The organism is Pseudomonas serboccidentalis, assembly GCF_028830055.1.
In the GTDB taxonomy this organism is placed as follows: domain Bacteria; phylum Pseudomonadota; class Gammaproteobacteria; order Pseudomonadales; family Pseudomonadaceae; genus Aquipseudomonas; species Aquipseudomonas serboccidentalis.
In genome coordinates, this window is the sequence record NZ_CP101655.1 from 2,081,395 (window position 1) to 2,104,258 (window position 22,864).

The 22,864-nt window shown below is 61.9% G+C and carries 19 protein-coding genes; 9 read left to right on the top strand and 10 right to left on the bottom strand.

The window, feature by feature from the left end; all coding sequences use genetic code 11:
* Positions 1 to 97: 97 nt before the first annotated feature.
* The 8 genes from NN484_RS09585 to kdgK all read left to right on the top strand — a co-directional run bounded on the left by NN484_RS09585 (position 98) and on the right by kdgK (position 6,760).
* On the top strand, positions 98 to 946 hold the full coding sequence (locus NN484_RS09585; protein WP_047294802.1) for a transporter substrate-binding protein: 849 nt from the start codon (positions 98 to 100) through the stop codon (positions 944 to 946).
* A gap of 50 nt (positions 947 to 996) precedes the next feature.
* Positions 997 to 1,659, top strand: coding sequence for an amino acid ABC transporter permease (locus NN484_RS09590; RefSeq protein ID WP_003225455.1), 663 nt, complete (start codon positions 997 to 999; stop codon positions 1,657 to 1,659).
* 9 nt (positions 1,660 to 1,668) lie between these two features.
* Positions 1,669 to 2,331 carry an amino acid ABC transporter permease gene (locus NN484_RS09595; RefSeq protein WP_127647711.1) on the top strand — a complete coding sequence of 221 codons (663 nt, stop codon included), beginning with the start codon at positions 1,669 to 1,671 and terminating at the stop codon, positions 2,329 to 2,331.
* Positions 2,328 to 3,125, top strand: a complete 798-nt coding sequence (locus NN484_RS09600) for an amino acid ABC transporter ATP-binding protein (protein WP_215499867.1) — start codon at positions 2,328 to 2,330, stop codon at positions 3,123 to 3,125. Before NN484_RS09595 ends, NN484_RS09600 begins: the two co-directional genes overlap by 4 nt.
* A 30-nt stretch (positions 3,126 to 3,155) precedes the next feature.
* Positions 3,156 to 3,545: a RidA family protein gene (locus tag NN484_RS09605; protein WP_007912330.1), complete on the top strand. Its 390-nt coding sequence runs from the start codon at positions 3,156 to 3,158 to the stop codon at positions 3,543 to 3,545.
* A gap of 130 nt (positions 3,546 to 3,675) precedes the next feature.
* On the top strand, positions 3,676 to 4,440 hold the full coding sequence (locus tag NN484_RS09610; RefSeq protein WP_127647709.1) for an IclR family transcriptional regulator: 765 nt from the start codon (positions 3,676 to 3,678) through the stop codon (positions 4,438 to 4,440).
* A 40-nt stretch (positions 4,441 to 4,480) separates the two neighbouring features.
* Positions 4,481 to 5,695: an amino acid deaminase gene (locus tag NN484_RS09615; protein WP_274658978.1), complete on the top strand. Its 1,215-nt coding sequence runs from the start codon at positions 4,481 to 4,483 to the stop codon at positions 5,693 to 5,695.
* Positions 5,696 to 5,824: 129 nt separating this feature from the next.
* Positions 5,825 to 6,760 (top strand): 2-dehydro-3-deoxygluconokinase, encoded by a 936-nt coding sequence (gene kdgK / locus NN484_RS09620; RefSeq protein WP_127647707.1) that lies wholly within the window; start codon positions 5,825 to 5,827, stop codon positions 6,758 to 6,760.
* 123 nt (positions 6,761 to 6,883) lie between these two features.
* Here the strand turns inward: kdgK and NN484_RS09625 are convergent, their stop codons facing one another.
* Complete coding sequence (locus NN484_RS09625) at positions 6,884 to 7,159, bottom strand: peptidylprolyl isomerase (protein ID WP_003225447.1); 276 nt, start codon at positions 7,157 to 7,159, stop codon at positions 6,884 to 6,886.
* Between the two features lie 39 nt (positions 7,160 to 7,198).
* Positions 7,199 to 9,748 (bottom strand): PAS domain-containing hybrid sensor histidine kinase/response regulator, encoded by a 2,550-nt coding sequence (locus NN484_RS09630; RefSeq protein ID WP_274658979.1) that lies wholly within the window; start codon positions 9,746 to 9,748, stop codon positions 7,199 to 7,201.
* A gap of 133 nt (positions 9,749 to 9,881) precedes the next feature.
* Between NN484_RS09630 and NN484_RS09635 the strand changes: the two genes are divergently transcribed.
* A complete protein-coding gene (locus NN484_RS09635) occupies positions 9,882 to 10,994 on the top strand; it encodes a PilT/PilU family type 4a pilus ATPase (protein ID WP_274658980.1) in 1,113 nt (370 codons plus the stop codon).
* A gap of 113 nt (positions 10,995 to 11,107) precedes the next feature.
* Here NN484_RS09635 and NN484_RS09640 read toward each other — a convergent pair whose 3' ends face one another.
* From NN484_RS09640 to NN484_RS09675, 8 genes are all read right to left on the bottom strand, one after another.
* Positions 11,108 to 13,063: an acetoacetate--CoA ligase gene (locus tag NN484_RS09640; protein WP_274658981.1), complete on the bottom strand. Its 1,956-nt coding sequence runs from the start codon at positions 13,061 to 13,063 to the stop codon at positions 11,108 to 11,110.
* A gap of 156 nt (positions 13,064 to 13,219) precedes the next feature.
* Complete coding sequence (gene hbdH / locus NN484_RS09645; RefSeq protein ID WP_274658982.1) at positions 13,220 to 13,993, bottom strand: 3-hydroxybutyrate dehydrogenase; 774 nt, start codon at positions 13,991 to 13,993, stop codon at positions 13,220 to 13,222.
* Between the two features lie 7 nt (positions 13,994 to 14,000).
* Complete coding sequence (locus NN484_RS09650; RefSeq protein WP_274658983.1) at positions 14,001 to 15,392, bottom strand: GntP family permease; 1,392 nt, start codon at positions 15,390 to 15,392, stop codon at positions 14,001 to 14,003.
* A gap of 283 nt (positions 15,393 to 15,675) precedes the next feature.
* Positions 15,676 to 17,091 (bottom strand): sigma-54 interaction domain-containing protein, encoded by a 1,416-nt coding sequence (locus NN484_RS09655; RefSeq protein ID WP_274658984.1) that lies wholly within the window; start codon positions 17,089 to 17,091, stop codon positions 15,676 to 15,678.
* A 141-nt stretch (positions 17,092 to 17,232) separates the two neighbouring features.
* Positions 17,233 to 18,807 (bottom strand): ABC transporter ATP-binding protein, encoded by a 1,575-nt coding sequence (locus NN484_RS09660; RefSeq protein ID WP_127647701.1) that lies wholly within the window; start codon positions 18,805 to 18,807, stop codon positions 17,233 to 17,235.
* Between the two features lie 9 nt (positions 18,808 to 18,816).
* Positions 18,817 to 19,839 (bottom strand): ABC transporter permease, encoded by a 1,023-nt coding sequence (locus NN484_RS09665; protein WP_274658985.1) that lies wholly within the window; start codon positions 19,837 to 19,839, stop codon positions 18,817 to 18,819.
* Complete coding sequence (locus NN484_RS09670) at positions 19,839 to 20,900, bottom strand: microcin C ABC transporter permease YejB (protein ID WP_003225430.1); 1,062 nt, start codon at positions 20,898 to 20,900, stop codon at positions 19,839 to 19,841. Before NN484_RS09670 ends, NN484_RS09665 begins: the two co-directional genes overlap by 1 nt.
* Positions 20,900 to 22,768: an extracellular solute-binding protein gene (locus NN484_RS09675; protein ID WP_215499883.1), complete on the bottom strand. Its 1,869-nt coding sequence runs from the start codon at positions 22,766 to 22,768 to the stop codon at positions 20,900 to 20,902. The genes NN484_RS09670 and NN484_RS09675 overlap by 1 nt, the downstream gene beginning before the upstream one ends.
* Positions 22,769 to 22,864: the final 96 nt, after the last annotated feature.

Below are 22,864 nucleotides of genomic sequence, written 5' to 3' on the forward strand. Positions count from 1 at the left end.
TCCCTGCGTTTCCTGTGGCACACTTTCTGCTGTCTATTCCGTAGTAACAAACAGAGTTCCGGTATAGCGGAATAAACATCATCCTGGAGTGCTTGCCATGCATCGCCGTCCTTCGTTGTTCAAAGCGTGTGTTTTTGTTCTTGCGGCTTCGTCCGCTGTCATGGGCATGGCCCAGGCAGCCGACAGCAAGCTCGACAGTGTTCTGGCCCGTGGCAAGCTGATTGTCGGCACCGGCAGCACCAACGCGCCGTGGCACTTTCAGGGCGCGGACGGCAAGTTGCAGGGTTTTGATATCGACATCGCCAGGATGGTGGCCAAGGGGCTGTTCAATGACCCGAACAAAGTCGAGTTCGTGGTGCAGTCGTCCGATGCGCGGATTCCCAATCTGCTGACCGACAAGGTCGACATGAGCTGCCAGTTCATCACCGTCACCGCCAGCCGTGCGCAGCAAGTGGCGTTCACCTTGCCGTACTACCGCGAAGGCGTCGGCCTGCTGTTGCCGGCCAACAGCAAGTACAAGGAAATCGAAGACCTGCAGGCGGCCGGTGACAGCGTCACCGTGGCCGTGCTGCAAAACGTCTACGCCGAAGAGCTGGTGCATCAGGCGCTGCCCAAGGCCAAGGTCGATCAGTACGACAGCGTCGACCTGATGTATCAGGCGGTGAACTCCGGCCGCGCCGATGCCGCTGCCACCGATCAGTCGTCGGTCAAATACCTGATGGTGCAGAACCCTGGCCGTTACCGCAGCCCGACCTACGCCTGGAGCCCGCAGACCTACGCCTGCGCGGTCAAACGCGGCGATCAGGACTGGCTGAACTTCGTCAACACCACCCTGCATGAAGCCATGACCGGCGTCGAGTTCCCGACCTATGCGGCCTCGTTCAAGCAATGGTTCGGCGTCGATCTGCCGTCCCCAGCGATCGGTTTCCCAGTCGAATTCAAATGATTCCGTGAGAGCGGGGCGCCTGAATCGCCCCGCTCAAGGTACTGCTGACCATGAACTATCAGTTGAACTTTGCCGCCGTGTGGCGCGATTTCGACACCTTGCTGGCGGGGCTCGGTCTGGGCCTTGAACTGGCTCTGGTGTCGATCGCCATCGGCTGCGTGATCGGCCTGCTGATGGCGTTTGCCTTGCTGTCGAAGCATCGCGCCTTGCGGGTGCTGGCCTCGGTGTACGTCACGGTGGTGCGTAACACGCCGATTCTGGTGTTGATTCTGTTGATCTACTTTGCCTTGCCGAGCCTGGGGATTCGCCTGGACAAGATCCCGTCGTTCATCATCACGCTGTCACTGTATGCCGGGGCCTATCTGACCGAAGTGTTCCGTGGCGGCTTGCTGAGCATCCCCAAGGGCCAGCGTGAAGCCGGGCTGGCGATCGGCCTCGGTGAATGGCAGGTCAAGGCTTACGTCACCGTGCCGGTGATGCTGCGCAATGTGTTGCCGGCGCTGTCGAACAACTTTATCTCGCTGTTCAAGGACACCTCGCTGGCCGCCGCGATCGCGGTGCCGGAGCTGACCTATTACGCGCGCAAGATCAACGTCGAGAGCTACCGGGTGATCGAAACCTGGCTGGTGACCACCGCGTTGTATGTCGCGGCCTGTTACCTCATTGCCATGCTGCTGCGTTACCTCGAGCAGCGTCTGGCGATCCGCCGATAGGAGGCTGCGATGTACCAATCCCCTAGTTGGTTGCATGAGTTGTGGATAGCCCGCGAGACGTTGCTGCAAGGCTTCCTGACCAGTGTGCAGGTGTCGGCGCTGGCGATTCTGTTTGGCACGCTGCTCGGCGTCGTCACCGGTCTGGTGCTGACGTACGGCAGGTTCTGGATGCGCGCGCCGTTCCGCTTTTACGTCGACCTGATTCGCGGCACGCCGGTGTTTGTGCTGGTGCTGGCCTGCTTCTATATGGCACCGGCGCTGGGCTGGCAGATCAGCGCGTTTCAGGCCGGCGCGCTGGGCCTGACGCTGTTCTGCGGCTCGCACGTTGCCGAGATTGTGCGCGGGGCCTTGCAGGCACTGCCACGCGGGCAGATGGAGGCGAGCAAGGCGATCGGCCTGACGTTCTATCAGTCCCTCGGTTACGTGCTGCTGCCCCAGGCGTTGCGGCAGATCCTGCCGACGTGGGTCAACTCGTCCACCGAAATCGTCAAGGCCTCGACCTTGCTCTCGGTGATCGGCGTGGCCGAATTGCTGCTCAGCACCCAACAGATCATCGCCCGGACCTTCATGACCCTGGAGTTCTACCTGTTCGCCGGTTTTCTGTTTTTCGTCATCAACTACGGCATCGAATTACTCGGCCGGCACATTGAAAAGCGGGTGGCCCTGCCATGACTCAAGCTCAAGTTTCCAACGTTGCAAACGGCCAGCCACTGCTGGACATCCGTGGTCTGCACAAACAGTACGGCGCGGTCGAAGTGCTCAAGGGTGTCGACCTGAGCATGCAGCGCGGCAACGTCGTGACGTTGATCGGCTCCAGCGGTTCGGGCAAGACCACACTGCTGCGCTGCGTGAACATGCTCGAAGAGTTCCAGGGCGGGCAGATCCTGCTCGACGGCGAATCCATCGGGTATGACGAGGTCGGTGGCAAACGCGTGCGCCATGCCGAAAAAGTCATCGCCCGCCATCGTGCCATGACCGGCATGGCCTTCCAGCAGTTCAACCTGTTTCCGCACCTGACCGCCTTGCAGAACGTCACCCTGGGCCTGCTCAAGGTGAAGAAGATGCACAAGGACCAAGCCGTGGTGCTGGCCGAAAAATGGCTGGAACGGGTCGGCCTGCTGGAACGGCGCAATCACTTTCCAGGTCAGTTGTCCGGCGGTCAGCAACAGCGCGTGGCGATTGCCCGGGCGATCGCGATGAACCCGAGCCTGATGCTGTTCGACGAAGTCACCTCGGCCCTCGACCCGGAGCTGGTCGGAGAAGTGCTCAACGTGATCAAAGGCCTGGCCGAAGACGGCATGACCATGTTGCTGGTGACCCACGAGATGCGTTTCGCCTTCGAAGTCTCGGACAAGATTGTCTTCATGAATCAGGGGCGCATCGAAGAGCAGGGGCCTCCCAAGGAGCTGTTCGAACGCCCGCAATCGCCGCGCCTGGCTGAGTTTCTCAAGAGCACGCGGTTTTAATTTTTGCTTTTGTCATCAGGAGAAGTACCCATGAGCATTACGCGTTACGGCACCGGCAGCACCGCCGCTGGCGGCCAGCCACGTCCATTCGCTCGCGCCGTTGAAGCGGATGGCTGGCTGCATGTGTCCGGCCAGGTGCCGGCGGTGGATGGCGAGATTATCGTGGGCGGCATCGTCGAGCAGACCCACCAGACCATGAAGAACCTGATCGCGATTCTCGAAGAGGCCGGTTATGGCCTGGAAGACGTGGTGCGTGCCGGGGTGTGGCTGGACGATCCGCGGGATTTCAGCAGTTTCAACAAGGTCTTCGGCGAGTACTTCAAGCCCGAGCATGCGCCTGCACGGGCCTGTGTGCAGGCGAGCATGATGGTCGATTGCAAGGTCGAGATCGACTGCATCGCGTACAAGAAGAAGGCCTGAGTGGCGGTGGCTCTTGTAGGCGCTGCCGAAGGCTGCGATCTTTTGGCTTTTTTGGATACGCCAGACAGGCAGGATCAAAAGATCGCAGCCTGCGGCAGCTCCTACAGGGGAACCATGAGTGGGTACTGACATGAGTGAAGACACCATCAAGCGCCGGGCCCGGGGTCTGGACCGGGCGTTCGATATCCTCGATTTCCTCAAGGAAATCGGCCAGCCGCTGCGTCCAAACGACATCGCCAATGGCATCGGCAGTCCGAAATCCACGGTCTACGAGCTGGTCGCGTCGCTGCTGGAGCGGCGCATTCTGGAGCCGGTGGGCAAGGACGGTCACGTCTATCTCGGTCGCCAGTTGTACTTCCTCGGGCAGGCGCACCTGCGTCATTTCGATCTCAGCCGCGAGGCCGATCACGCCTTGCAGGAGATCGTCAGCCAGACCCGGGAAACCGCGCAGATGTGCCTGCTCAACGGGCGCAAATACACGGTGGCGTTGATGAAGGAGGGCGAGCGGCATTTCCGCATTTCTTCCGACATCGGCGAAAACGCGCCGATCCCGTGGACCGCGTCCGGACGCCTGCTGTTGGCGCACCTGAGTGATCAGCAGATCATCGACCTGATCGACGAAGACGATTACATCCTGCCCGATGGTGAACGCCTGCCGCTGGAACGCTTTCTGGCGGAGATCCGTCAGGCCGGCATCGACGGCTTCTTCTCTTTCGACAGCGTTGCCGACACCTTCACCCATTGCTTCGCCGCACCGGTCAAAGACCCGAGCGGCGTGGCCATCTGCACCTTGTGCATCGTCGCCCCACGGGCCGATGCGAAGAACAATTACGACGACTATCGCCGGGTGCTGATCGAGAGCGCCAACAGCCTCGCCCGGCGTATCAACGAATAACCGCGGCTGCCTGCCGGCCGCGACAGTGAGGAGTTCGACCATGACGACTGCCATCAATTCTGCTGTGGAAAAGGGCGACGCCACCATCGGCGCGCATCTGGTGCGTGATGTCAGCCTGCCGGCGCTGGTGCTGCACCGCGAGGCGCTGGAGCACAACATCCGCTGGATGCAGACATTCGTCAGCGACAGCGGCGCAGAGCTTGCACCCCACGGCAAGACCAGCATGACCCCGGCCCTGTTCAAGCGTCAGCTCGACGCCGGGGCCTGGGGCATCACCCTCGCCAGCGCCACGCAGACCCGCGCCGCGTACGCCCACGGCGTGCGTCGCGTGCTGATGGCCAACCAACTGGTCGGCACGCCGAACATGGCGCTGATTGCCGATCTGCTGGCGGACCCTGCGTTCGATTTCTACTGCATGGTCGATCATCCGGACAACGTCGCCGATCTCGGCGCCTACTTCGCCTCGCGCGGGGTCAAGTTGAACGTGATGATCGAATACGGCGTGGTCGGTGGCCGTTGTGGTTGCCGCAGCGAGAGGGAAGTCATCGAACTGGCCCGGGCGATCAACGCGCAACCGGCGCTGGCCCTGACCGGCATCGAAGGTTACGAAGGGGTGATCCATGGCGATCACGCCGTCAGCGGTATTCGCGAATTTGCCGCGTCGCTGGTGCGGCTGGCGGTGCAGTTGCAGGACAGCGACGCATTTGCGATTGCCAAGCCGATCATCACCGCCTCGGGCTCGGCGTGGTACGACCTGATCGCCGAGTCGTTCGAAGCGCAAAACGCGGGCGGACGCTTCCTCAGCGTGCTGCGCCCGGGCAGTTATGTGGCCCACGACCATGGTATCTACAAGGAGGCGCAATGCTGCGTGCTTGATCGTCGCAGCGATTTGCACGAAGGCCTGCGCCCGGCGCTGGAAGTCTGGGCACATGTGCAATCGCTGCCGGAGCCGGGCTTTGCGGTGATCGCCCTCGGCAAGCGCGACGTGGCATACGATGCCGGCCTGCCAGTGCCGTTGCTGCGCTACAAGGCCGGCGTGTTGCCGGCGGTGGGCGACGATGTGGGGGCGTGCAAAGTGACGGCGGTGATGGACCAGCATGCGTTCATGACCGTGGCGCCGGGTGTTGAACTGCGGGTGGGTGACATCATTTCCTTCGGCACCTCGCACCCGTGCCTGACCTTCGACAAGTGGCGGGTGGGGTTGCTGGTGGATGAGCAGTTGGCGGTAGTCGAGAGTATGGAGACTTGTTTCTAAGGTCCGACACCGAGGCGTGGCCAATCGCGAGCAGGCTCACTCCTACAGTTGAAACGCGTTCCCCTGTAGGAGTGAGCCTGCTCGCGATGAGGGCCGCTCAAACACCACTGAATCAGCAGAGACACCCTAATGACCACCCTCAGCCCCCTGGGCCCGAACACCCCGCGCATCGCCCTGATCGGCGAGTGCATGATCGAACTCCAGCACCGTGCCGACGGCAGCCTGCAGCAAAGCTTCGGCGGTGACACCCTGAACACGGCGGTGTACCTGTCCCGCGCCCTCGGCGATAAAGCGCAAGTCGACTACGTCACCGCGCTGGGCGATGACAGTTTCAGTGACGCGATGTGCCAGAGCTGGGCCGAAGAAGGCATTGGGCTGGAATGGGTGCAGCGTCTGCCCGGTCGCCTGCCGGGCCTGTATTGCATTCAGACCGATGCCAATGGCGAGCGCCGTTTTCTCTACTGGCGCAATGAAGCGGCGGTGCGCGATTGCTTCACCACCCCGGCGGCCGAGCCGATTCTGGCGGCGCTGGCGGATTACGACGTGTTGTATTTCAGCGGCATCACCCTTGCGGTGCTGGGTGCCAAGGGCCGCGAGCGGTTGATCCAGACTTTGATCGAAGCCCGCCAGCGCGATGCGCGGATCGTCTTCGACAACAACTATCGACCGCGTTTGTGGGCGTCACAGGAAGAGGCGCGGGCGGCGTATCGCAGCGTGTTGCCGCATGTCGATCTGGCGTTGCTGACGGTGGATGACGAGCAGGCGCTGTTCCATTTTGCCGACTGCGACGCAGTGTTCGAGGCTTACGCGCAGATCGGTACGCCGGAAGTGGTGCTCAAGCGTGGCGCCGAGGCGTGCCTGATTCGTTGTGATGGCGAGGCGTTCGAAGTGCCGGCGCAGAAGGTCGAGAAGGTCGTGGACACCACGGCGGCGGGGGATTCGTTCAGTGCGGCGTATCTGGCGCGGCGGTTGCTGGGGGGCAGTCCGGCTGAGGCGGCGGAGGCGGGGCATTGGCTGGCGAGCAAGGTGATTCAAGTGCCGGGGGCGTTGATTCCGAAAGAATGAGTGTCCTTGTGGCGAGGGGGCTTGCTCCCGCTCGACTGCGCAGCAGGCGCAAGCCTTATTGGGGCGGCTTCGCCACCCAGCGGGAGCAAGCTCCCTCGCCACAAACGCCCGAAAGCAAAGCCTTCAGTCGCGAAAAAACACCTGCACCAGGTGATACCCGAACTTGCTCTTGATCGGCCCATGTACGGTGCGCAAGGGCTTCTTGAAGATCACCGCATCGATCGCGCCGACCATCTGCCCCGGCCGCACTTCACCCAGATCGCCGCCGCGCTTGCCGGACGGGCAGGTCGAGTATTTCTTCGCCAGCACATCGAACGCTTCGCCCTTGGCAATGCGTTGTTTGAGCTGTTCGGCCTCTTCGGCGGTTTTCACCAGAATGTGGCGGGCTTGGGCTTTCATCGTGCGATACCTGTAACGGGGTGACGGCGGGGCGCGGGATTATGCCTCAAGTGACGGCGTTTGGTTGATCATCGTGCGGATCTTGTTCGCCAGCACATCAATCGAAAACGGTTTGGCGACCATGTCCATGCCGTCCTCGAGAAACCCCTGGCGCTCTGCGGCCTTCTGCGCATAACCGGTCATGAACAACACTTTCAGGCCTGGCCGATGCTGACGGGCGATTTCCGCCAGCTGCCGGCCGTTCATGCCCGGCAAGCCGACGTCGGTCACCAGCAGGTCCACGCGCAGCTCCGATTCCAGCAGCGGCAGGGCGGCGCTGGCATCGGCGGCTTCGTGGGCGAGGTAACCCAGCTCCTTGAGCAGATCGAGCACCAGCATGCGTACCGCCGGGTCATCTTCAACCACCACCACGGTTTCGCCAGAAGTGGCAGTCGGCGCCGCGCTGAGGGTTTCCACGACTGGCCGCTCGGGTTCCAGCAGGTTCAGGCGCGGCAGGTACAGGCGCACGCAGGTGCCCTGATCCGGCAGGCTGTCGAGGCTGACGTGGCCGCCCGACTGCTGGGCGAAACCATAAATCATCGACAGCCCCAGCCCGGTGCCCTGGCCGATCGGTTTGGTGGTGAAGAACGGATCGAAGGCCTTGGCCCGCACCGACGGGGTCATGCCGGTACCGTTGTCGCTGACCGCCAGCATCAGGTAGTCGCCGGCCTTGACCGGTTCGAGGGTGGTGATGTCATTGCCGTCGAGGTAGACGTTGGCGGTTTCGATCAACAGTTCGCCGCCGTTGGGCATGGCGTCCCGGGCGTTGATCACCAGGTTGAGCAGAGCGTTTTCCAGCTGGCTGACGTCGGTGCTGATCGGCCACACCTCTTCGGCCAGCCGCAGCGTGAGGCCGATCGGGTCGCCCTTGGTGCGGCGGATCAAATCTTCCAGCGAATGGATCAGCTCGTTGACGTCGAGGGTCTTGCGGTCCAGTGACTGCCGACGCGAGAACGCCAGCAGGCGATGGGTCAGCGCCGCCGCGCGGTTGGCTGAGGACACGGCCGCTTCGGTAAATCGTCCGATTTCATGGGAGCGACCATCGGCGATGTAGCGCTGCATCAGGTCGAGGCTGCCGATGATCCCGGTGAGCATGTTGTTGAAGTCGTGGGCAATACCCCCAGTGAGCTGGCCGACCGCTTCCATTTTCTGGGCATGGCGCAACGCATCTTCGGCGCGTTCGCGTTCGAACATCTCGTTCTGCAGGCGTTGATTGGCCTGGGCCAGTTGCTCGGTGCGGGCGCTGACCCGCTCCTCCAGGGTTTCATTGAGATTGCGCAGGGCTTCTTCGGTCTTTTTGCGTTCGGTCTCGTCGATCACGAAAATATAGAAACCGTTGACCGCACCATCGGCACCGTGGCGCGGCAGGTAATTCATCAGCGCGTGGCGACTGCTGCCGTCGCGATGCGGGGTATACAGGCTGAACGAGCAGGGCCGCCCGGCCAATGCTTCGGCGATGTACGGCGAGCGCAGGAAGTAGGCTTCTTCGCCGATCACCTCGCGAATGGTCCGGCCATACAGTTCCTGCGGGGTGAGACCGTACCAGTCCAGATAGGCGGCGTTGTTCAGGCGGAAGCGCTCTTCATGGTCGACGTAACTGATGAGGATCGGCATCGCGTTGATGATCAGTTGCAGCTCGGTCTGGCTCTGGCGCAGCGCCTGCTCGGTGTGTTTGCGGTCGGTCAGGTCCAGCGCGGCGCCGAGGAAGCGCACCGGTCGACCGTGGTGATCCTTGTAACAGCGGCCCCGGGCAAACACCCAGCGCAGTTCGCCGTCGGCTCGCAGCAGGCGATATTCCTCGGCGTATTCGGTGCCATGGGTGATGCAGTGTTTGATGCTGCGGGCGATCAGGGCGCGGTCTTCGGGATGCACGCCTTGCAGGTAATCGCTGATCGGCAACTGGCTGGCCAGCCCCGGGTCGATGCCGTGCAGTTGGGCGAAATGGGCGTCGGCGATGAAGCGGTCTTCGCCGATGTCCCAGTCCCAGGTGCCGACCGCATCGGTGGCCGCCAGTGCCAGCTGCAGGCGTTCTTCGCTGTCGCGCTGGGCCTTGAGGCTTTCTTCGGAGCGACGTTGCAGTTCGAGGGCGATGCGCCGGCGCTCGTTGGTTTCAATCGCGGTGACCAGAATGCCGGCCACTTGCGCATTCTCGTCACGGATCGGGCTGTAGGTCAGGTCCAGCCAGAAGTCGGATTCCTTGCCTTCGCGTTGCAGGGTAAATCGCCGTTCACTGTAGGTGCGCACCTGGCCTTGTAGGACAGCTCGATAAATCGGGTCGGTAAAGTCTTGAAGTTCCGGCCATATAAGGTGCGCCGGCTGTCCGAAAGCGTGCGGATGTTTGCTTCCGGCGAGCATTGCAAAGCCGTTGTTGTAGATCTGCGTGAGCTGTGGCCCCCACAACAGCAGCATCGGCATCGGCGAGTGAATCACGATGTCCACCGCGGTGCGCAGGCTCTGTGGCCAGGTGCCGGCAGCGCCCAGCGGAGTACGGCTCCAGTCGGTGCGGGCGATCAAGACTTGGGCGTCATCGGGGGAGGGGGCTACGTTCATCACATCTATCCTGAGCGTCGGTCAGTGCGTCGGCGTCGACTATTCTTGCACTTGCGGTAGACGCCGTATGACCTGTTACGTCACGACACGGGGTCATTTCTGTTCATTGAATGCTTCGCGGGTGCTTTTTGCCATGGAAATCGATGCACTGTTGCTCCGTCTGTCGAGCCAGCACGGCTCCGACCTGTTCCTGTCCACCGGTGCGCCGCCCAGTGCCCGCATCGACGGGGTACTGACGCCGTTCAGCGAGCGGCCGTTCAAGCCCGGAGAGGTCCAGGCCATCGCCCACGCCCTGATGGACGCCGAGCAGCGGCGCGAGTTCGATCGGGACCTGGAGATGAACCTGGCGATTTCACGTACCGGTGTCGGGCGCTTTCGCCTGAACATCTTCAAGCAACGCAACGATGTGTCGATCGTGATTCGCAACGTCAAACTCGATATCCCGCGCTTCGAAGACCTCAAGCTGCCGCCGGTGCTGCTGGACACGGTGATGCTCAAGCAGGGGCTGATCCTGTTCGTCGGCGCCACGGATTCCGGTAAATCCACCTCGCTGGCGGCGCTGATCGATCACCGCAACCGGCACAGCAGCGGGCATATCATCACCATCGAAGACCCGGTGGAGTATATCCATCGCCACCAGCGCTCGATCATCAATCAGCGCGAAGTCGGCGTCGATACCCGCAGTTTCCAGGCAGCGCTGAAAAACACTCTGCGTCAGGCCCCGGACGTGGTGCTGATCGGCGAAATCCGCGACCGCGAAACCATGGAGCATGCCCTGACGTTCGCCGACACCGGGCACCTGGTGCTGTCGACGCTGCACGCGCACAACGCCAACCAGGCGCTGGACCGCATCGTCAATCTGTTCCCCGAAGAGCGCCGCCCGCAGCTGTTGCATGCGCTGGGTAACAATCTCAAGGCGTTTGTCTCGCAACGGCTGGTGCGCACCCTCGACGGCCAGCGGCGGGCGGCGGTCGAAGTGATGTTGGGCACCCCGACCATCGCCGACCTGATCCGGCGCAACGAGTTGGGCGAACTCAAGGGCATCATGGACAAATCGGCCGAGGCCGGCATGCAGACCTTCGACGCGGCGCTGTACGCGCTGGTGGTGGAGGGGGTGATCAGCGAAGACGAGGCGTTCAAGCATGCCGATTCACAGAATAATCTGCGGCTGCGTTTGAAGCTGCATGCCGAGACGGCGCCGTCGCCGGCACCGCCGGCATCGGGCGACTGGGGCCTGATGGATTAACACCTCAGCCTTGTGAGAGCGAGCCTGCTCGCGAATGCAATCTGTCAGTCGATATCAGCGTGACTGACACACCGCTTTCGCGAGCAGGCTCGCTCCCACAAGGGGATGGCGGGTTAATCCGCCAGCTCCGGGCGATTGCGAAACTGCTCCAGCGCTTCAGGATTAGCCAGTGCATCGGTGTTTTTCACCGGCTCACCGTGCACCACATTGCGCACAGCGAGTTCGACCACTTTGCCGCTGATGGTGCGCGGGATGTCAGTGACGGTAACGATTTTCGCCGGCACATGGCGCGGTGTGGTGTTGGCGCGAATCACCTGGCGGATCTGCTGTTGCAGGTGCTCATCCAGCGCCACGCCACCCTGCAGGCGCACGAACAGCACCACGCGCACATCGTCCTGCCATTGCTGCCCGATGGCCACGCTGTCCAGCACCTGCGGGACTTTCTCGACCTGACGATAGATTTCCGCCGTGCCGATGCGCACGCCGCCGGGGTTGAGCACGGCGTCGGAACGGCCGTGAATCAGCATCCCGCCGTGGGGCAATTGCTCGGCGTAATCGCCCTGGGCCCAGACCCCGGGAAACAGGCTGAAATAGGATTTACGCAGCTTTTCGCCATCGTCATCGTGCCAGAGCCCGATGGGCATGGCCGGGAAGTGCCGGGTGCAGACCAGCTCACCTTTCTCGCCGACCACCGCGACGCCCGCGTCATTCCACACCTCGACCGCCATGCCCAGGCTCTTGCCCATGATTTCGCCACGGCGCACGGCCGACATCGGGTTGCCGTTGACGAAACACGACACCACATCGGTGCCGCCCGACATCGACGCCAGGCACACGTCGCGCTTGAAGTCGCGGTAGACGAAGTCGTAGCTCTGCGGCGACAGCGCCGAACCGGTGCAGAGCAACGTCTTGAGGCTACCCAGATCATGACTGTCGGCCGGTTTGACACCGCTGCTTTCCAGCGTTGCGAGGAACTTGGGGCTGGTGCCGAATACGCTGATGCGCTCATCGTCGATCAGGTCGAGCAGGCGTTGGTTATCCGGATGAAACGGCGAGCCGTCATACAGCACCACCGCGCTGCCGACCGCGAGGGCCGAGACCAGCCAGTTCCACATCATCCAGCCGCAGGTGGTGTAGTAGAACAGTCGGTCACCGGGGCCGAGATCGACGTGCAGGCCATGCTCCTTGACATGTTGCAGCAGCACGCCGCCGGTGCTGTGCACGATGCATTTCGGCACGCCGGTGGTGCCGCTGGAATACAGCACGTACAGCGGGTGATTGAACGGCACCGGGACAAAACGCGGTTCGCCACCGGGTTGGTAGAAGTCGTCCCACAACGTCACGTTGGCGCGGGTGTGGTAATCCTCGGCACGGGCCTGGGTGCGGGCATAGGGCACGATGATCAACTGTTGCAGCGACGGCAGTTGCGCGAGGATTTCGTTGACCTTGGTGGTCTGGTCGATGTCTTTGCCAGCGTAACGGTAACCGGCGCAGGTGATCAGCACCTTGGGTTCGATCTGGCCGAAACGGTCGATCACCCCGTGAGTGCCGAAGTCCGGCGACGAGCACGACCAGATCGCGCCCAGGCTGGTGGTCGCGAGCATGGCCACCAGCGTTTGCCAAGTGTTGGGCATGCACGCGGCCACGCGGTCGCCGAGGCCGACACCGGCGGCCTGCAGGCTCGCCTGAAAACCGGCGACCTGCTCGGCCAGTTCGGCCCAGGTCAGTTGTTCACGCTGACCGTTTTCCGCCACGGCAATCACGGCGACAGCATCGTCGCGGCGGCGCAGCAGGTGTTCGGCAAAGTTCAGGGTCGCGCCGGGAAACCATACGGCGCTGGGCATTTGCGCGCCTTCACGCAGAACGGCGTCGGGCTGGGTGTGAAAGCGGATGTCGAAAAAATCGACGATCGCCTGCCAGAACGCCTCGCGTTGTTCGACGCTCCAGCGGTGCAGGTCGGTATAGCTGTTCAGGGCCAGACCATGGCGCTGATTGATGTCGCGGCGGAACTGGTCCATGCGCGATTTGGCGATACGCTCGGCATCGGGTTGCCAGAGGATGTCGGACATTGGTTTGCCTCTTGTTTTGTTGTTCAGCGCACAGCGAAGGTGGTACATCGACCCCTGTAGGAGTGAGCCTGCTCGCGATAGCGGTGTATCAGCCAACATCAATGTTGAATGTAATTCCGCTATCGCGAGCAGGCTCACTCCTACAGGGACGCAGCATTACTGCGCCAACCACCCCCCATCAATGTTCCACGCCGCCCCCCGTACCTGGCTGCCAGCCTCGCTGCACAGAAACAGCACCAGTTCCCCCAGATGCTGCGGCGTGACGAATTCCAGCGACGGTTGTTTCTCGGCTAGCAAATCGTGCTGCGCCTGCTGCGGATCGATCCCTTTGGCGGCACGATCATCGATCTGCTTCTGCACCAGCGGCGTCAGCACCCAGCCCGGACAGATCGCGTTGCAGGTGACGTTGCTGGTGGCGGTCTCCAGGCCGACCACTTTGGTCAAGCCGATCACCCCGTGCTTGGCCGCAACGTACGCGGCTTTGCCGGTCGAGCCCACCTGACCGTGCACCGAGGCAATGTTGACGATCCGCCCCCAGCCCTTGGCGCGCATCCCCGGCAGGCTCAGGCGGGTGCTGTGGAACACCGATGACAGGTTGATCGCGATGATCGAATCCCAGCGCTCCACCGGAAACTCCTCGACAGCGGCGACATGCTGGATCCCGGCGTTGTTGACCAGAATATCGACACCGCCGAACTCGCGCTCGGCGTAAGCGATCATGTCGGCAATCTGTGCCGGATCGCTGACGTCTGCCGGGTGGTGACCGACCTTGCCGCCGAACTGGCCGACCTCGGCGATGACGCTCGACGCATCGCCGAAACCGTTGAGAATCAGGTTGGCGCCGGCCTTGGCCAGGCTCAGGGCGATGCCCAGACCGATGCCGCTGGTGGACCCGGTAACCAGTGCGGTCTTGCCCGAAAGAGTCGTCATGAATACCTCACACAATGCCAGTGGCGTAGAAAGTGCCGATCACTACGAAGACCGCCAGGGTCTTGATCAGCGTAATACAGAAAATGTCTTTATAGGCTTCGCGGTGGGTCAGGCCGGTGACCGCCAGCAGGGTGATCACCGCGCCGTTGTGCGGCAGGGTGTCCATGCCGCCGCTGGCCATGGCGGCCACGCGGTGCAGCACTTCCAGCGGGATGTTCGCCGCATGCGCTGCGGCGATGAACTGCTCGGACATCGCCGCCAGCGCGATGCTCATGCCGCCCGACGCCGAACCGGTAATACCGGCCAGCAGGGTCACGGTAATCGCTTCGTTGACCAGCGGATTGGGGATTTGCTTGAGCCAGTCGGCCAGCACCAGAAAGCCCGGCAACGAGGCGATCACCGCGCCGAAACCGTACTCCGAAGCGGTGTTCATCGCCGCCAGCAACGCGCCGCTGACCGCGCTTTTGCTGCCCTCGGCGAGTTTGCTGCGGATCGCCTTGAAACCGAACGCCAGCACCATCAGGATGCCCACCAGCAACGCTGCTTGCACGGCCCAGATCGCGGTGAGCTTGGCGATTTCCGTGGTCACCGGCGTGGCCATGCCCGGCAGCGCGAGGCTGTGGGTCTTGCCGTACCACTGCGGGATCCACTGGGTGAACAGCAGGTTCATGATGCCCACCGCCAGCAATGGCGACAGGGCGATCCACGGGTTTGGCAGCTTGAGGTTTTCGGCGGTTTCCGGCTCGTTACGCAACTCGGTGCCATAACCTTCGCCGGCGCGCTGGGCCTTGTTGCGTTGGCGTTGCAGGAACAGCATGCCGGCGCAGAATACGAAAATCGTACCGATCACGCCCAGCCACGGCGCCGCCCACGCGGTGGTGTTGAAGAACGTGCTGGGGATGATGTTCTGGATCTGCGGAGTGCCGGGCAGGGCGTCCATGGTGAACGAGAACGCGCCGAGGGCGATAGTCGCCGGGATCAGACGTTTAGGGATATTGCTCTGGCGGAACATCTCGGCGGCAAACGGATACACCGCAAACACCACCACGAACAGCGACACGCCGCCGTAAGTGAGCAGGGCGCAGACCAGCACGATCACCAGCATGGCCTGGCGGGTGCCGAGCAGGCGAATCGCTGCGGCCACGATCGAACGGGAGAACCCTGACAACTCGATCAACTTGCCGAACACGGCGCCGAGCAGGAATACCGGGAAATACAGTTTGATGAAGCCGACCATTTTCTCCATGAACACCCCGGTAAAGGCAGGGGCGACAGCAGAGGGATCAGTGAGCAGGACAGCGCCGAGGGCGGCGATCGGGGCGAAGAGGATGACGCTGTAGCCACGGTAGGCGGCGAGCATCAGCAGCGCGAGGGCTGCCAAGGCAATGATCACACTCATGGTGTGTCTCCAGAGATTGTTATTTTTGTGGGTGTTGCTAGGTAGAAGGGAGCGGAAGCGAGATGCGTGCCATGTTTGTAACGTAATGAAATATAAGGGGTTTGTTGATATTTTCGATCGACTATCCGGAGAAATATCTCGATAGTGAGACTTTTTTGGAGCGAAAAGATCGCAACCTTCGGCAGCTCCTACATGGAATTTCCGTATCTACCCTGTAGGAGCTGCCGAAGGCTGCGATCTTTTGATCTTGAAGTTTAAATCTCACTAATGAGACTAAATCTCCTTATTGAGACTCTGCGATACCCAAGGCCAGCATCTTCTTGTACAGCGTCGACCGCCCCAGCCCCAGGCGAGCCGCCGCCTCCGGTACCTTGCCTGCGCATTGCGCGAGGGCGGTCTGGATCAGTTGCCGGTCAAAACGCTGACGGGCCTGGGCGAATGTCTCGTCGGCCAAGGGCTCCAACGACGGTGCCGAAGGGCGTTCAACCGGGGTGAAGGTGCCGATGGAGCCGCGAATATCCTCTTCGGTGAGGATCAGGTCATCGCTGAGCAGCGCCGCGCGCTCCAGCACGTTGCGCAACTCGCGGATGTTCCCCGGCCATGCATGCTGGCCGAGCAGATCCAGCGCCGCGCGGCTCAGTTCGTGCTGACTGCGTAGCTCTTCGAGGATCGCTTCGCTGAGCGCCGGCAAATCGTCGAGACGTTCGCGCAGCGGCGGAACGTGGATCGGCAGCACATTGAGGCGGTAATACAGGTCGGCGCGGAACTCGCCGCGCTTGATCGCAGCTTGCAGGTCGGTCGAGGTCGCCGCGATCACTCGCACATCGCTCTGAATCACGTCGTTGGAGCCGACCGGTTCGAATTCCTTTTCCTGCAATACCCGCAGCAGTTTGCTTTGCAAAGGCAGCGGCATGTCGCCGATCTCGTCGAGAAACAGCGTGCCGCCCTGAGCGATCTGCAATTTGCCGGTGCGACCCTTGCGGTCGGCGCCGGTAAACGCACCGGGCGCGGTGCCAAAAAACTCGGCCTCAAGCAACGCTTCGGGAATCGCCGCGCTGTTGATGCTGACAAAGGCTTTGTGCGCGCGCGGTGAGGCGCCATGAATCGCTTGGGCCAGCAACTCTTTGCCAGTGCCGGTTTCGCCGAGCAGCAACACCGGCGACTCGGTGCTGGCGCTGCGCCGGGCGCGGCGTTTGACCTCGAGGCTGGCGGTGCTGGTGCCAATGAAATGGGCGAAGTTGTATTTGGTCTGCCGGGCCCGCAGCAGGGAACGGGTCGAAGCCAGTTCTTCCTGCATGCTCAGGTAGCGCTTGAGCATCGGCGACAACGTGCGCAATTCGTCGAACAGGGCAAAACCGATCGCGCCGATCACGCTGCCGGCGTCGTCGTGAATCGGCAGGCGCATCACCACCATCGGCTCTTTCGGCGTGTCCTGCATGTCCAGCAGGATCGGCCGCCCAGTGCGCACCACTTCGCGTAGCAGGCTGCCGGGGATCACGCTTTCACAGGATCGGCCGATGGCTTTTTTCGCCGATTCAAGACCAAAACGCCGGGCATATCGCTCGTTCATCCAGACGATGTTGGCATCCCGATCGACAATTACCGTGCCTTCGCTGGACTGCTCAATGATCTCGAACAGCGAACGGATCGCCAGCGTGCGCACGCGTTGGTAGTCCTTGAGGCTTTCGGTGGTGTTCATCTGACAGATCCTGAATGTGTTTCGGCTGTGGCGACGCCATCGCGAGCAGGCTCACTCCTACATTTGAAATGCGTTCCACTGTAGGAGTGAGCCTGCTCGCGATAGATGCGACTCGGTATCAAGGCATGCGCCTGATTATGCCTACCCCGGATGCGCCGCCGCCAACAGCTCTTTGGTGTAAGGGTGCTGCGGCGAGTCGAACACATCGTGGCTGGCACCGCGCTCGACCACTTTGCCGTCCTTGATCACGATCATGTCGTGGGCCAGCGCCCGCACCACCGCCAGGTCGTGGCTGATGAACAGGTAGGTCAGGCCATGTTTTTCCTGAAGGTCGCGGAGCAGGGCGACCACCTGTTTTTGCACGGTACGGTCGAGGGCTGAGGTCGGCTCGTCGAGCAGGATCAGCGCCGGTTTCAGCACCAGTGCCCGGGCGATGGCGATGCGCTGGCGCTGACCACCGGAAAACTCGTGTGGGTAGCGATGACGGCTTTGCGGGTCGAGGCCGACTTCCTTGAGTACACGGATCACTTGTTCGTCGCACTCTTCGGCGCTGGACTGACAGTGCACCTCCAGCCCTTCGCTGATGATCTGCGCCACCGACATCCGTGGGCTGAGGCTGCCGAACGGATCCTGAAACACCACCTGCATCTGCCGACGCCACGGTCGCAACTGCTTCTGATCGAGACCATCGAGGGCGGTGCCTTGAAAACGGATGCTGCCCTCGGAATCGAGCAACCGCAGAATCGCCTGACCCAAGGTCGATTTGCCCGAACCGGACTCGCCGACAATGCCCAGGGTTTTGCCACGCTGGATATTCAGGCTGATGCCATCCACCGCCCGCAGGTATTGCTTGCGCTGGAACAGCCCGCCACCGACCACGAACTCGACCCGCAGATCATCGACTTCCAGCACGTTCTCGCGCTCGTCCCGGGGCAGGGCTTCACCCTCCGGTTCGGCGTTGAGCAGCACGCAGCTGTAAGGGTGTTTCGGCTCGGTAAACAGGGTTTCGCACGGGGCCTGCTCGACGATCTCGCCAGCCTTCATCACGCACACCCGTTGCGCAATGCTGCGCACCAGATTGAGGTCGTGGCTGATCAGCAGCAGCGACATGCCCAGCCGCTGCTGCAAGGATTTGAGCAGCAGCAGGATCTTGCGCTGCACCGTCACATCGAGCGCGGTGGTCGGTTCGTCGGCAATCAGCAGTTCCGGTTCGCAAGCCAGGGCCATGGCGATCATCACCCGTTGCCGCTGACCGCCGGACAGTTGATGCGGATAGGCCTTGAGGCGCTCCTTGGGTTTCTGAATGCCCACCAGTTCCAGCAGTTCGAGAATGCGCTGTTGCGCCGCTTTGCCGCCCAGGCCGCGATGCACCAGCAGGGTCTCGCCGATCTGCTTCTCGATGGTGTGCAGGGGATTGAGCGAGGTCATCGGCTCCTGAAAAATCATCGCGATGCGGTTGCCGCGCAATTCGCGCAAGACCTTCGGGTCGGTGCCGACCAGCTCCTGGCCGCGATAACGAATGCTGCCGCTGGTTTGCGCATCGCCTTCGGGGAGCAACTGCAGGATCGAGTGCGCGGTCACCGACTTGCCCGAGCCTGATTCACCGACAAGCGCCAGGCATTCGCCGGGGCGGATGTCCAGGCACAGGTTGCGCACCGCTGGCTGGCCATGGAAGGCGACATTGAGGTCGCGGATTTCGATCAGATTATCAGTCATGGTTGCACTTCAGGATCGTGGATCGAACGCGTCGCGTAACGCTTCGCCAATGAACACCAGCAAGGAAAGAATCAGCGCCAGGGTGAAGAACGCCGTCAGCCCGAGCCACGGCGCTTGCAGGTTCTGCTTGCCCTGACCGATCAGCTCGCCCAGCGAGGCACTGCCGGCGGGCATGCCGAAACCGAGGAAGTCGAGGGCGGTGAGGGTGGAAATCGCCCCGGTCAGAATGAACGGCAAATAACTCAGCGTCGCGTTCATCGCATTGGGCAGGATGTGCCGGAAAATCACCTTGCGGTCGCTCAAGCCCAAGGCGCGCGCCGCTTTGACGTATTCCAGGTTACGCCCGCGCAGGAACTCGGCGCGCACCACATCTACCAGCGCCAGCCACGAAAACAGCGCCATGATCCCCAGCAGCCACCAGAAATTCGGCTCGACGAAACCGGACAGGATGATCAGCAGGTACAGCACCGGCAACCCGGTCCAGACTTCCAGCAGGCGTTGCCCGAGCAGGTCGACCCAGCCGCCGTAATAGCCCTGCAGGGCGCCGGCGGCAATGCCGATCAGCGCACTGATGGCGGTCAGCATCAAGGCAAACAGGATCGACACCCGGGCACCGAAAATCACCCGCGCCAGTACATCGCGCGCCTGATCGTCCGTGCCCAGCCAATTGACCTTCGATGGCGGACTCGGCGCAGGCTGGTTGAGGTCATAGTTGGGCGTGTCGTCGCTGAACGGGATCGGCGGAAACAGCAACCAGCCACCGTCCTTGCGGATCAGATTCTGCACATAGTCGCTGCGGTAATCGGCCTGGAACGGCAGTTGCCCGCCAAATTCCTGCTCGGTGTGGCGCTTGAACACCGGGAAGTAGAACTGGCCCTGATAGCTGACGACCAGCGGTTTGTCATTGGCGATCAGTTCACCGCCCAGCGTCACCACAAACAGTCCGATGAACAGCCATAGTGACCACCAGCCACGACGGTTTTTCTTGAATCGCGCAAAACGGCGACGGCCCAGAGGCGAGAGCTTGAACATCAGGCGTTCCTCGCGGCGAAGTCGATACGCGGATCGACCAGGGTGTAGCACAGGTCGCCGATCAGTTTTATCAGGAGGCCGAACAGGGTGAAGATGAACAGCGAACCGAACACCACCGGATAGTCCCGGGAAACTGCCGCTTCGTAACTCATGCGGCCGAGGCCGTCGAGGGAGAAGATCACTTCGATCAGCAGCGAGCCGGCGAAGAACACGCTGATGAACGCTTGCGGAATCCCCGACACCACCAGCAGCATCGCGTTGCGGAACACGTGGCCGTAGAGCACGCGGCGCTCGCTCAGGCCTTTGGCGCGGGCAGTCACCACGTACTGGCGAGTGATTTCATTGAGGAACGAGTTCTTGGTGAGGATCGTCAGCGTGGCGAAACCGCCGATCACCAGCGCCGTTACTGGCAGCACCAGGTGCCAGAAGTAATCGGCGATCTTGCCCAGGGTCGACAGCGATTCGAAGTTGTCGGAAACCAGCCCGCGCACCGGAAACCAGTTCAGCGAGGTGCCGCCGGCAAACACCACGATCAGAAACATCGCGAACAGAAACGCCGGCATCGCGTAGCCGATGATGATCGCGGTGCTGCTCCAGATGTCGAAGTGGCTGCCGTGATGCACCGCCTTGCGAATGCCCAGCGGGATCGACACCAGATAGGTGATCAGCGTCGCCCACAGACCGAGGGAGATGGTCACCGGCATTTTTTCCAGGATCAGGTCGGTGACCGTGGCGCCACGGAAAAAGCTCTTGCCGAAGTCCAGTTGCGCGTAGTTCTTGAGCATCAGCCACAAGCGTTCATGCGCCGGCTTGTCGAAACCGTACTGCTTTTCGATGTCCTTGATCAGTTGCGGATCAAGGCCACGGCTGGCACGCGAGGTGCTGCTCATGGTCTCGCTGGAACTGCCGCCGACACTGGCGCCGCCAATCCCTTGCAAGTGGGCGATGGCCTGTTCGACCGGGCCACCGGGTGCCGCCTGAATGATCACGAAATTGACCAGCAGAATGATCACCAGCGTCGGAATGATCAGCAGCAGCCGCCGCAGAATGTATGCCCACATCAGTGCGGTCCTCCGGGTCTGCCACGGCTGATCTTCTCGGCGGTCATCTGCTGGTTGGTCAACGGGGTGCTGCTGATTTCCCACCAGCTCTCGATGGCTTCGTCATTGCTGGCCTGTATTGCGGGCATGCCAAAACGGTTCCACCAGACGGTAGAGGTGCCCGGCGGGTAATAGTTGGGAATCCAGTAGTAGTTCCATTGCAGCACCCGGTCCAGCGCATGGGCGTAGTGCAGCATGTCGCTCTGGGTCGAGGCGCGGATCAGGCCGTTGATCAACGTGTCGACCGCCGGATTTTTCAGCACCATATAGTTGTTGGCGCCGGGGTCGTTGGCCGAAATCGAGCCGAAGTAATTGAGCAACTCGCCACCCGGAGACGTGGTGACCGGATAACCGGTGACGATCATGTCGTAGTCACGGCTCATCAGGCGATTGACGTATTGCGAGGAGTCGATGCGGCGGATATTGAGGTCGATGCCGATCTGCTTCAGCGTGCGCTTATACGGGAGCAGCAGACGATCCATGCCGTTCTGGCTGACCAGAAAGGTGAAGCTCAATGGCTCACCCTCGGCGTTGACCAGTTGGTCGCCATCGGGTTTCCAGCCGGCCTGTTCGAGCAATTGCAGCGCTTGCAGCTGTTTGTCGCGGATCAAGCCGCTGCCATCGGTTTTCGGCGCCTCGAAGACCTGAGTGAAGACCTCGTCGGGAACCTGCCCGCGCAACGGTTCAAGGATTTTCAGCTCGGCGGCATCCGGCAATTCGCGGGCCGCGAGCGCGGAGTTGGAGAAGTAACTCTGCTGACGGATGTACAGGTTGCGCATCATCTGCCGGTTGCTCCACTCGAAATCCCAGAGCATCGCCAGCGCCTGGCGCACCCGGCGATCCTGGAACATCGGTTTTTGCAGATTGAACACGAAGCCCTGGGCCGATTGCGGGGCTTCGGTGGCGAGGTGGGCCCTCTGCAAACGTCCGTCACTCAGCGCCGGGCTGTCGTAGCCGATCGAGTAGCCGGTCGCGGAAAATTCGCGATTGTAGTCATAGGCACCGCCGCGCAGGACCTGGCGGGCGACATCGGTGTCACCGAAATACTCGATGCTGAAGTGATCGAAGTTGTACAGACCGCGACTGACCGGCAAGTCCTTGCCCCACCAGTCGGGGTTGCGCTCAAAGGTGATGCTGCGGCCGGAATCGACCTTGCCGACCCGGTACGGGCCGCTGCCCAATGGTGGCTCATAGCCGCCGCCACCGGCGAAGTCGCGGGTTTTCCACCAGTGCTCGGGAAACACCGGCAGGGTGGCGATGTCCAGCGGCAAGGTGCGGTTCTCGTTGCTCTTGAAGTCGAAACGCACGGTCAGCGGCGTTTCGATTTCAACGCCTTTGACGTCGGCGAACTGCGTGCGATAGCGCAGGCTGCCCTGGGTCATCAACAGGTCGTAGGTGTAGCGCACGTCTTCGGCGGTGATCGGTGTGCCATCGGCGAAGCGTGCCTTGGGGTTGATGAAGAAACGCAGGGACAGGCCGTCCTCCGAGCGCTCCATCTTTTGCGCCACCAGGCCGTAGACCGTGTAAGGCTCGTCCATCGAGCGCTGGGCCAGCGGCGAATAGAGCATGCCGTCAATCTGGGTGACGCCGATGCCCTTGTCGATATACGGCAGGATGTGATCGAAATGACCGATTTCTATCGCCGAGCGGCGCAGGGTGCCGCCCTTGGGCGCCTGCGGATTGGTGTAGTCGAAGTGGCTGAAGCCGGCCGGGTATTTGGCAGGTTCGCCATAGACGGTCAACGCGTGTTGCGGGGTGGCGTCCACACCAGCGGCGCCCAACAACAGGGCCACGGCAGTGAACAGCAGAGAGGGGAAAGCCAGTCGCATTGTCAGCCTTAAAGCCGGGTGATCGATAAGCGCAATTTGTACGCGAGCGGCGCGTCAGTCGCCAGCCGTATCCTGTAACCGAAACACAACGGCCCA

Excerpts from the sequence above, each read along its gene's own strand:
- NN484_RS09655 (WP_274658984.1), bottom strand. The coding sequence starts at position 17,091 with ATGAACACCACCGAAAGCCTCAAGGACTACCAACGCGTGCGCACGCTG.
- NN484_RS09605 (WP_007912330.1), top strand. The coding sequence starts at position 3,156 with ATGAGCATTACGCGTTACGGCACCGGCAGCACCGCCGCTGGCGGCCAG.
- NN484_RS09625 (WP_003225447.1), bottom strand. The coding sequence starts at position 7,159 with ATGAAAGCCCAAGCCCGCCACATTCTGGTGAAAACCGCCGAAGAGGCC.
- NN484_RS09630 (WP_274658979.1), bottom strand. The coding sequence starts at position 9,748 with ATGAACGTAGCCCCCTCCCCCGATGACGCCCAAGTCTTGATCGCCCGC.
- NN484_RS09615 (WP_274658978.1), top strand. The coding sequence starts at position 4,481 with ATGACGACTGCCATCAATTCTGCTGTGGAAAAGGGCGACGCCACCATC.
- NN484_RS09610 (WP_127647709.1), top strand. The coding sequence starts at position 3,676 with ATGAGTGAAGACACCATCAAGCGCCGGGCCCGGGGTCTGGACCGGGCG.
- hbdH (WP_274658982.1), bottom strand. The coding sequence starts at position 13,993 with ATGACGACTCTTTCGGGCAAGACCGCACTGGTTACCGGGTCCACCAGC.
- NN484_RS09595 (WP_127647711.1), top strand. The coding sequence starts at position 1,669 with ATGTACCAATCCCCTAGTTGGTTGCATGAGTTGTGGATAGCCCGCGAG.
- NN484_RS09585 (WP_047294802.1), top strand. The coding sequence starts at position 98 with ATGCATCGCCGTCCTTCGTTGTTCAAAGCGTGTGTTTTTGTTCTTGCG.
- kdgK (WP_127647707.1), top strand. The coding sequence starts at position 5,825 with ATGACCACCCTCAGCCCCCTGGGCCCGAACACCCCGCGCATCGCCCTG.
- NN484_RS09660 (WP_127647701.1), bottom strand. The coding sequence starts at position 18,807 with ATGACTGATAATCTGATCGAAATCCGCGACCTCAATGTCGCCTTCCAT.
- NN484_RS09590 (WP_003225455.1), top strand. The coding sequence starts at position 997 with ATGAACTATCAGTTGAACTTTGCCGCCGTGTGGCGCGATTTCGACACC.
- NN484_RS09635 (WP_274658980.1), top strand. The coding sequence starts at position 9,882 with ATGGAAATCGATGCACTGTTGCTCCGTCTGTCGAGCCAGCACGGCTCC.
- NN484_RS09650 (WP_274658983.1), bottom strand. The coding sequence starts at position 15,392 with ATGAGTGTGATCATTGCCTTGGCAGCCCTCGCGCTGCTGATGCTCGCC.
- NN484_RS09675 (WP_215499883.1), bottom strand. The coding sequence starts at position 22,768 with ATGCGACTGGCTTTCCCCTCTCTGCTGTTCACTGCCGTGGCCCTGTTG.
- NN484_RS09670 (WP_003225430.1), bottom strand. The coding sequence starts at position 20,900 with ATGTGGGCATACATTCTGCGGCGGCTGCTGCTGATCATTCCGACGCTG.
- NN484_RS09600 (WP_215499867.1), top strand. The coding sequence starts at position 2,328 with ATGACTCAAGCTCAAGTTTCCAACGTTGCAAACGGCCAGCCACTGCTG.
- NN484_RS09665 (WP_274658985.1), bottom strand. The coding sequence starts at position 19,839 with ATGTTCAAGCTCTCGCCTCTGGGCCGTCGCCGTTTTGCGCGATTCAAG.
- NN484_RS09640 (WP_274658981.1), bottom strand. The coding sequence starts at position 13,063 with ATGTCCGACATCCTCTGGCAACCCGATGCCGAGCGTATCGCCAAATCG.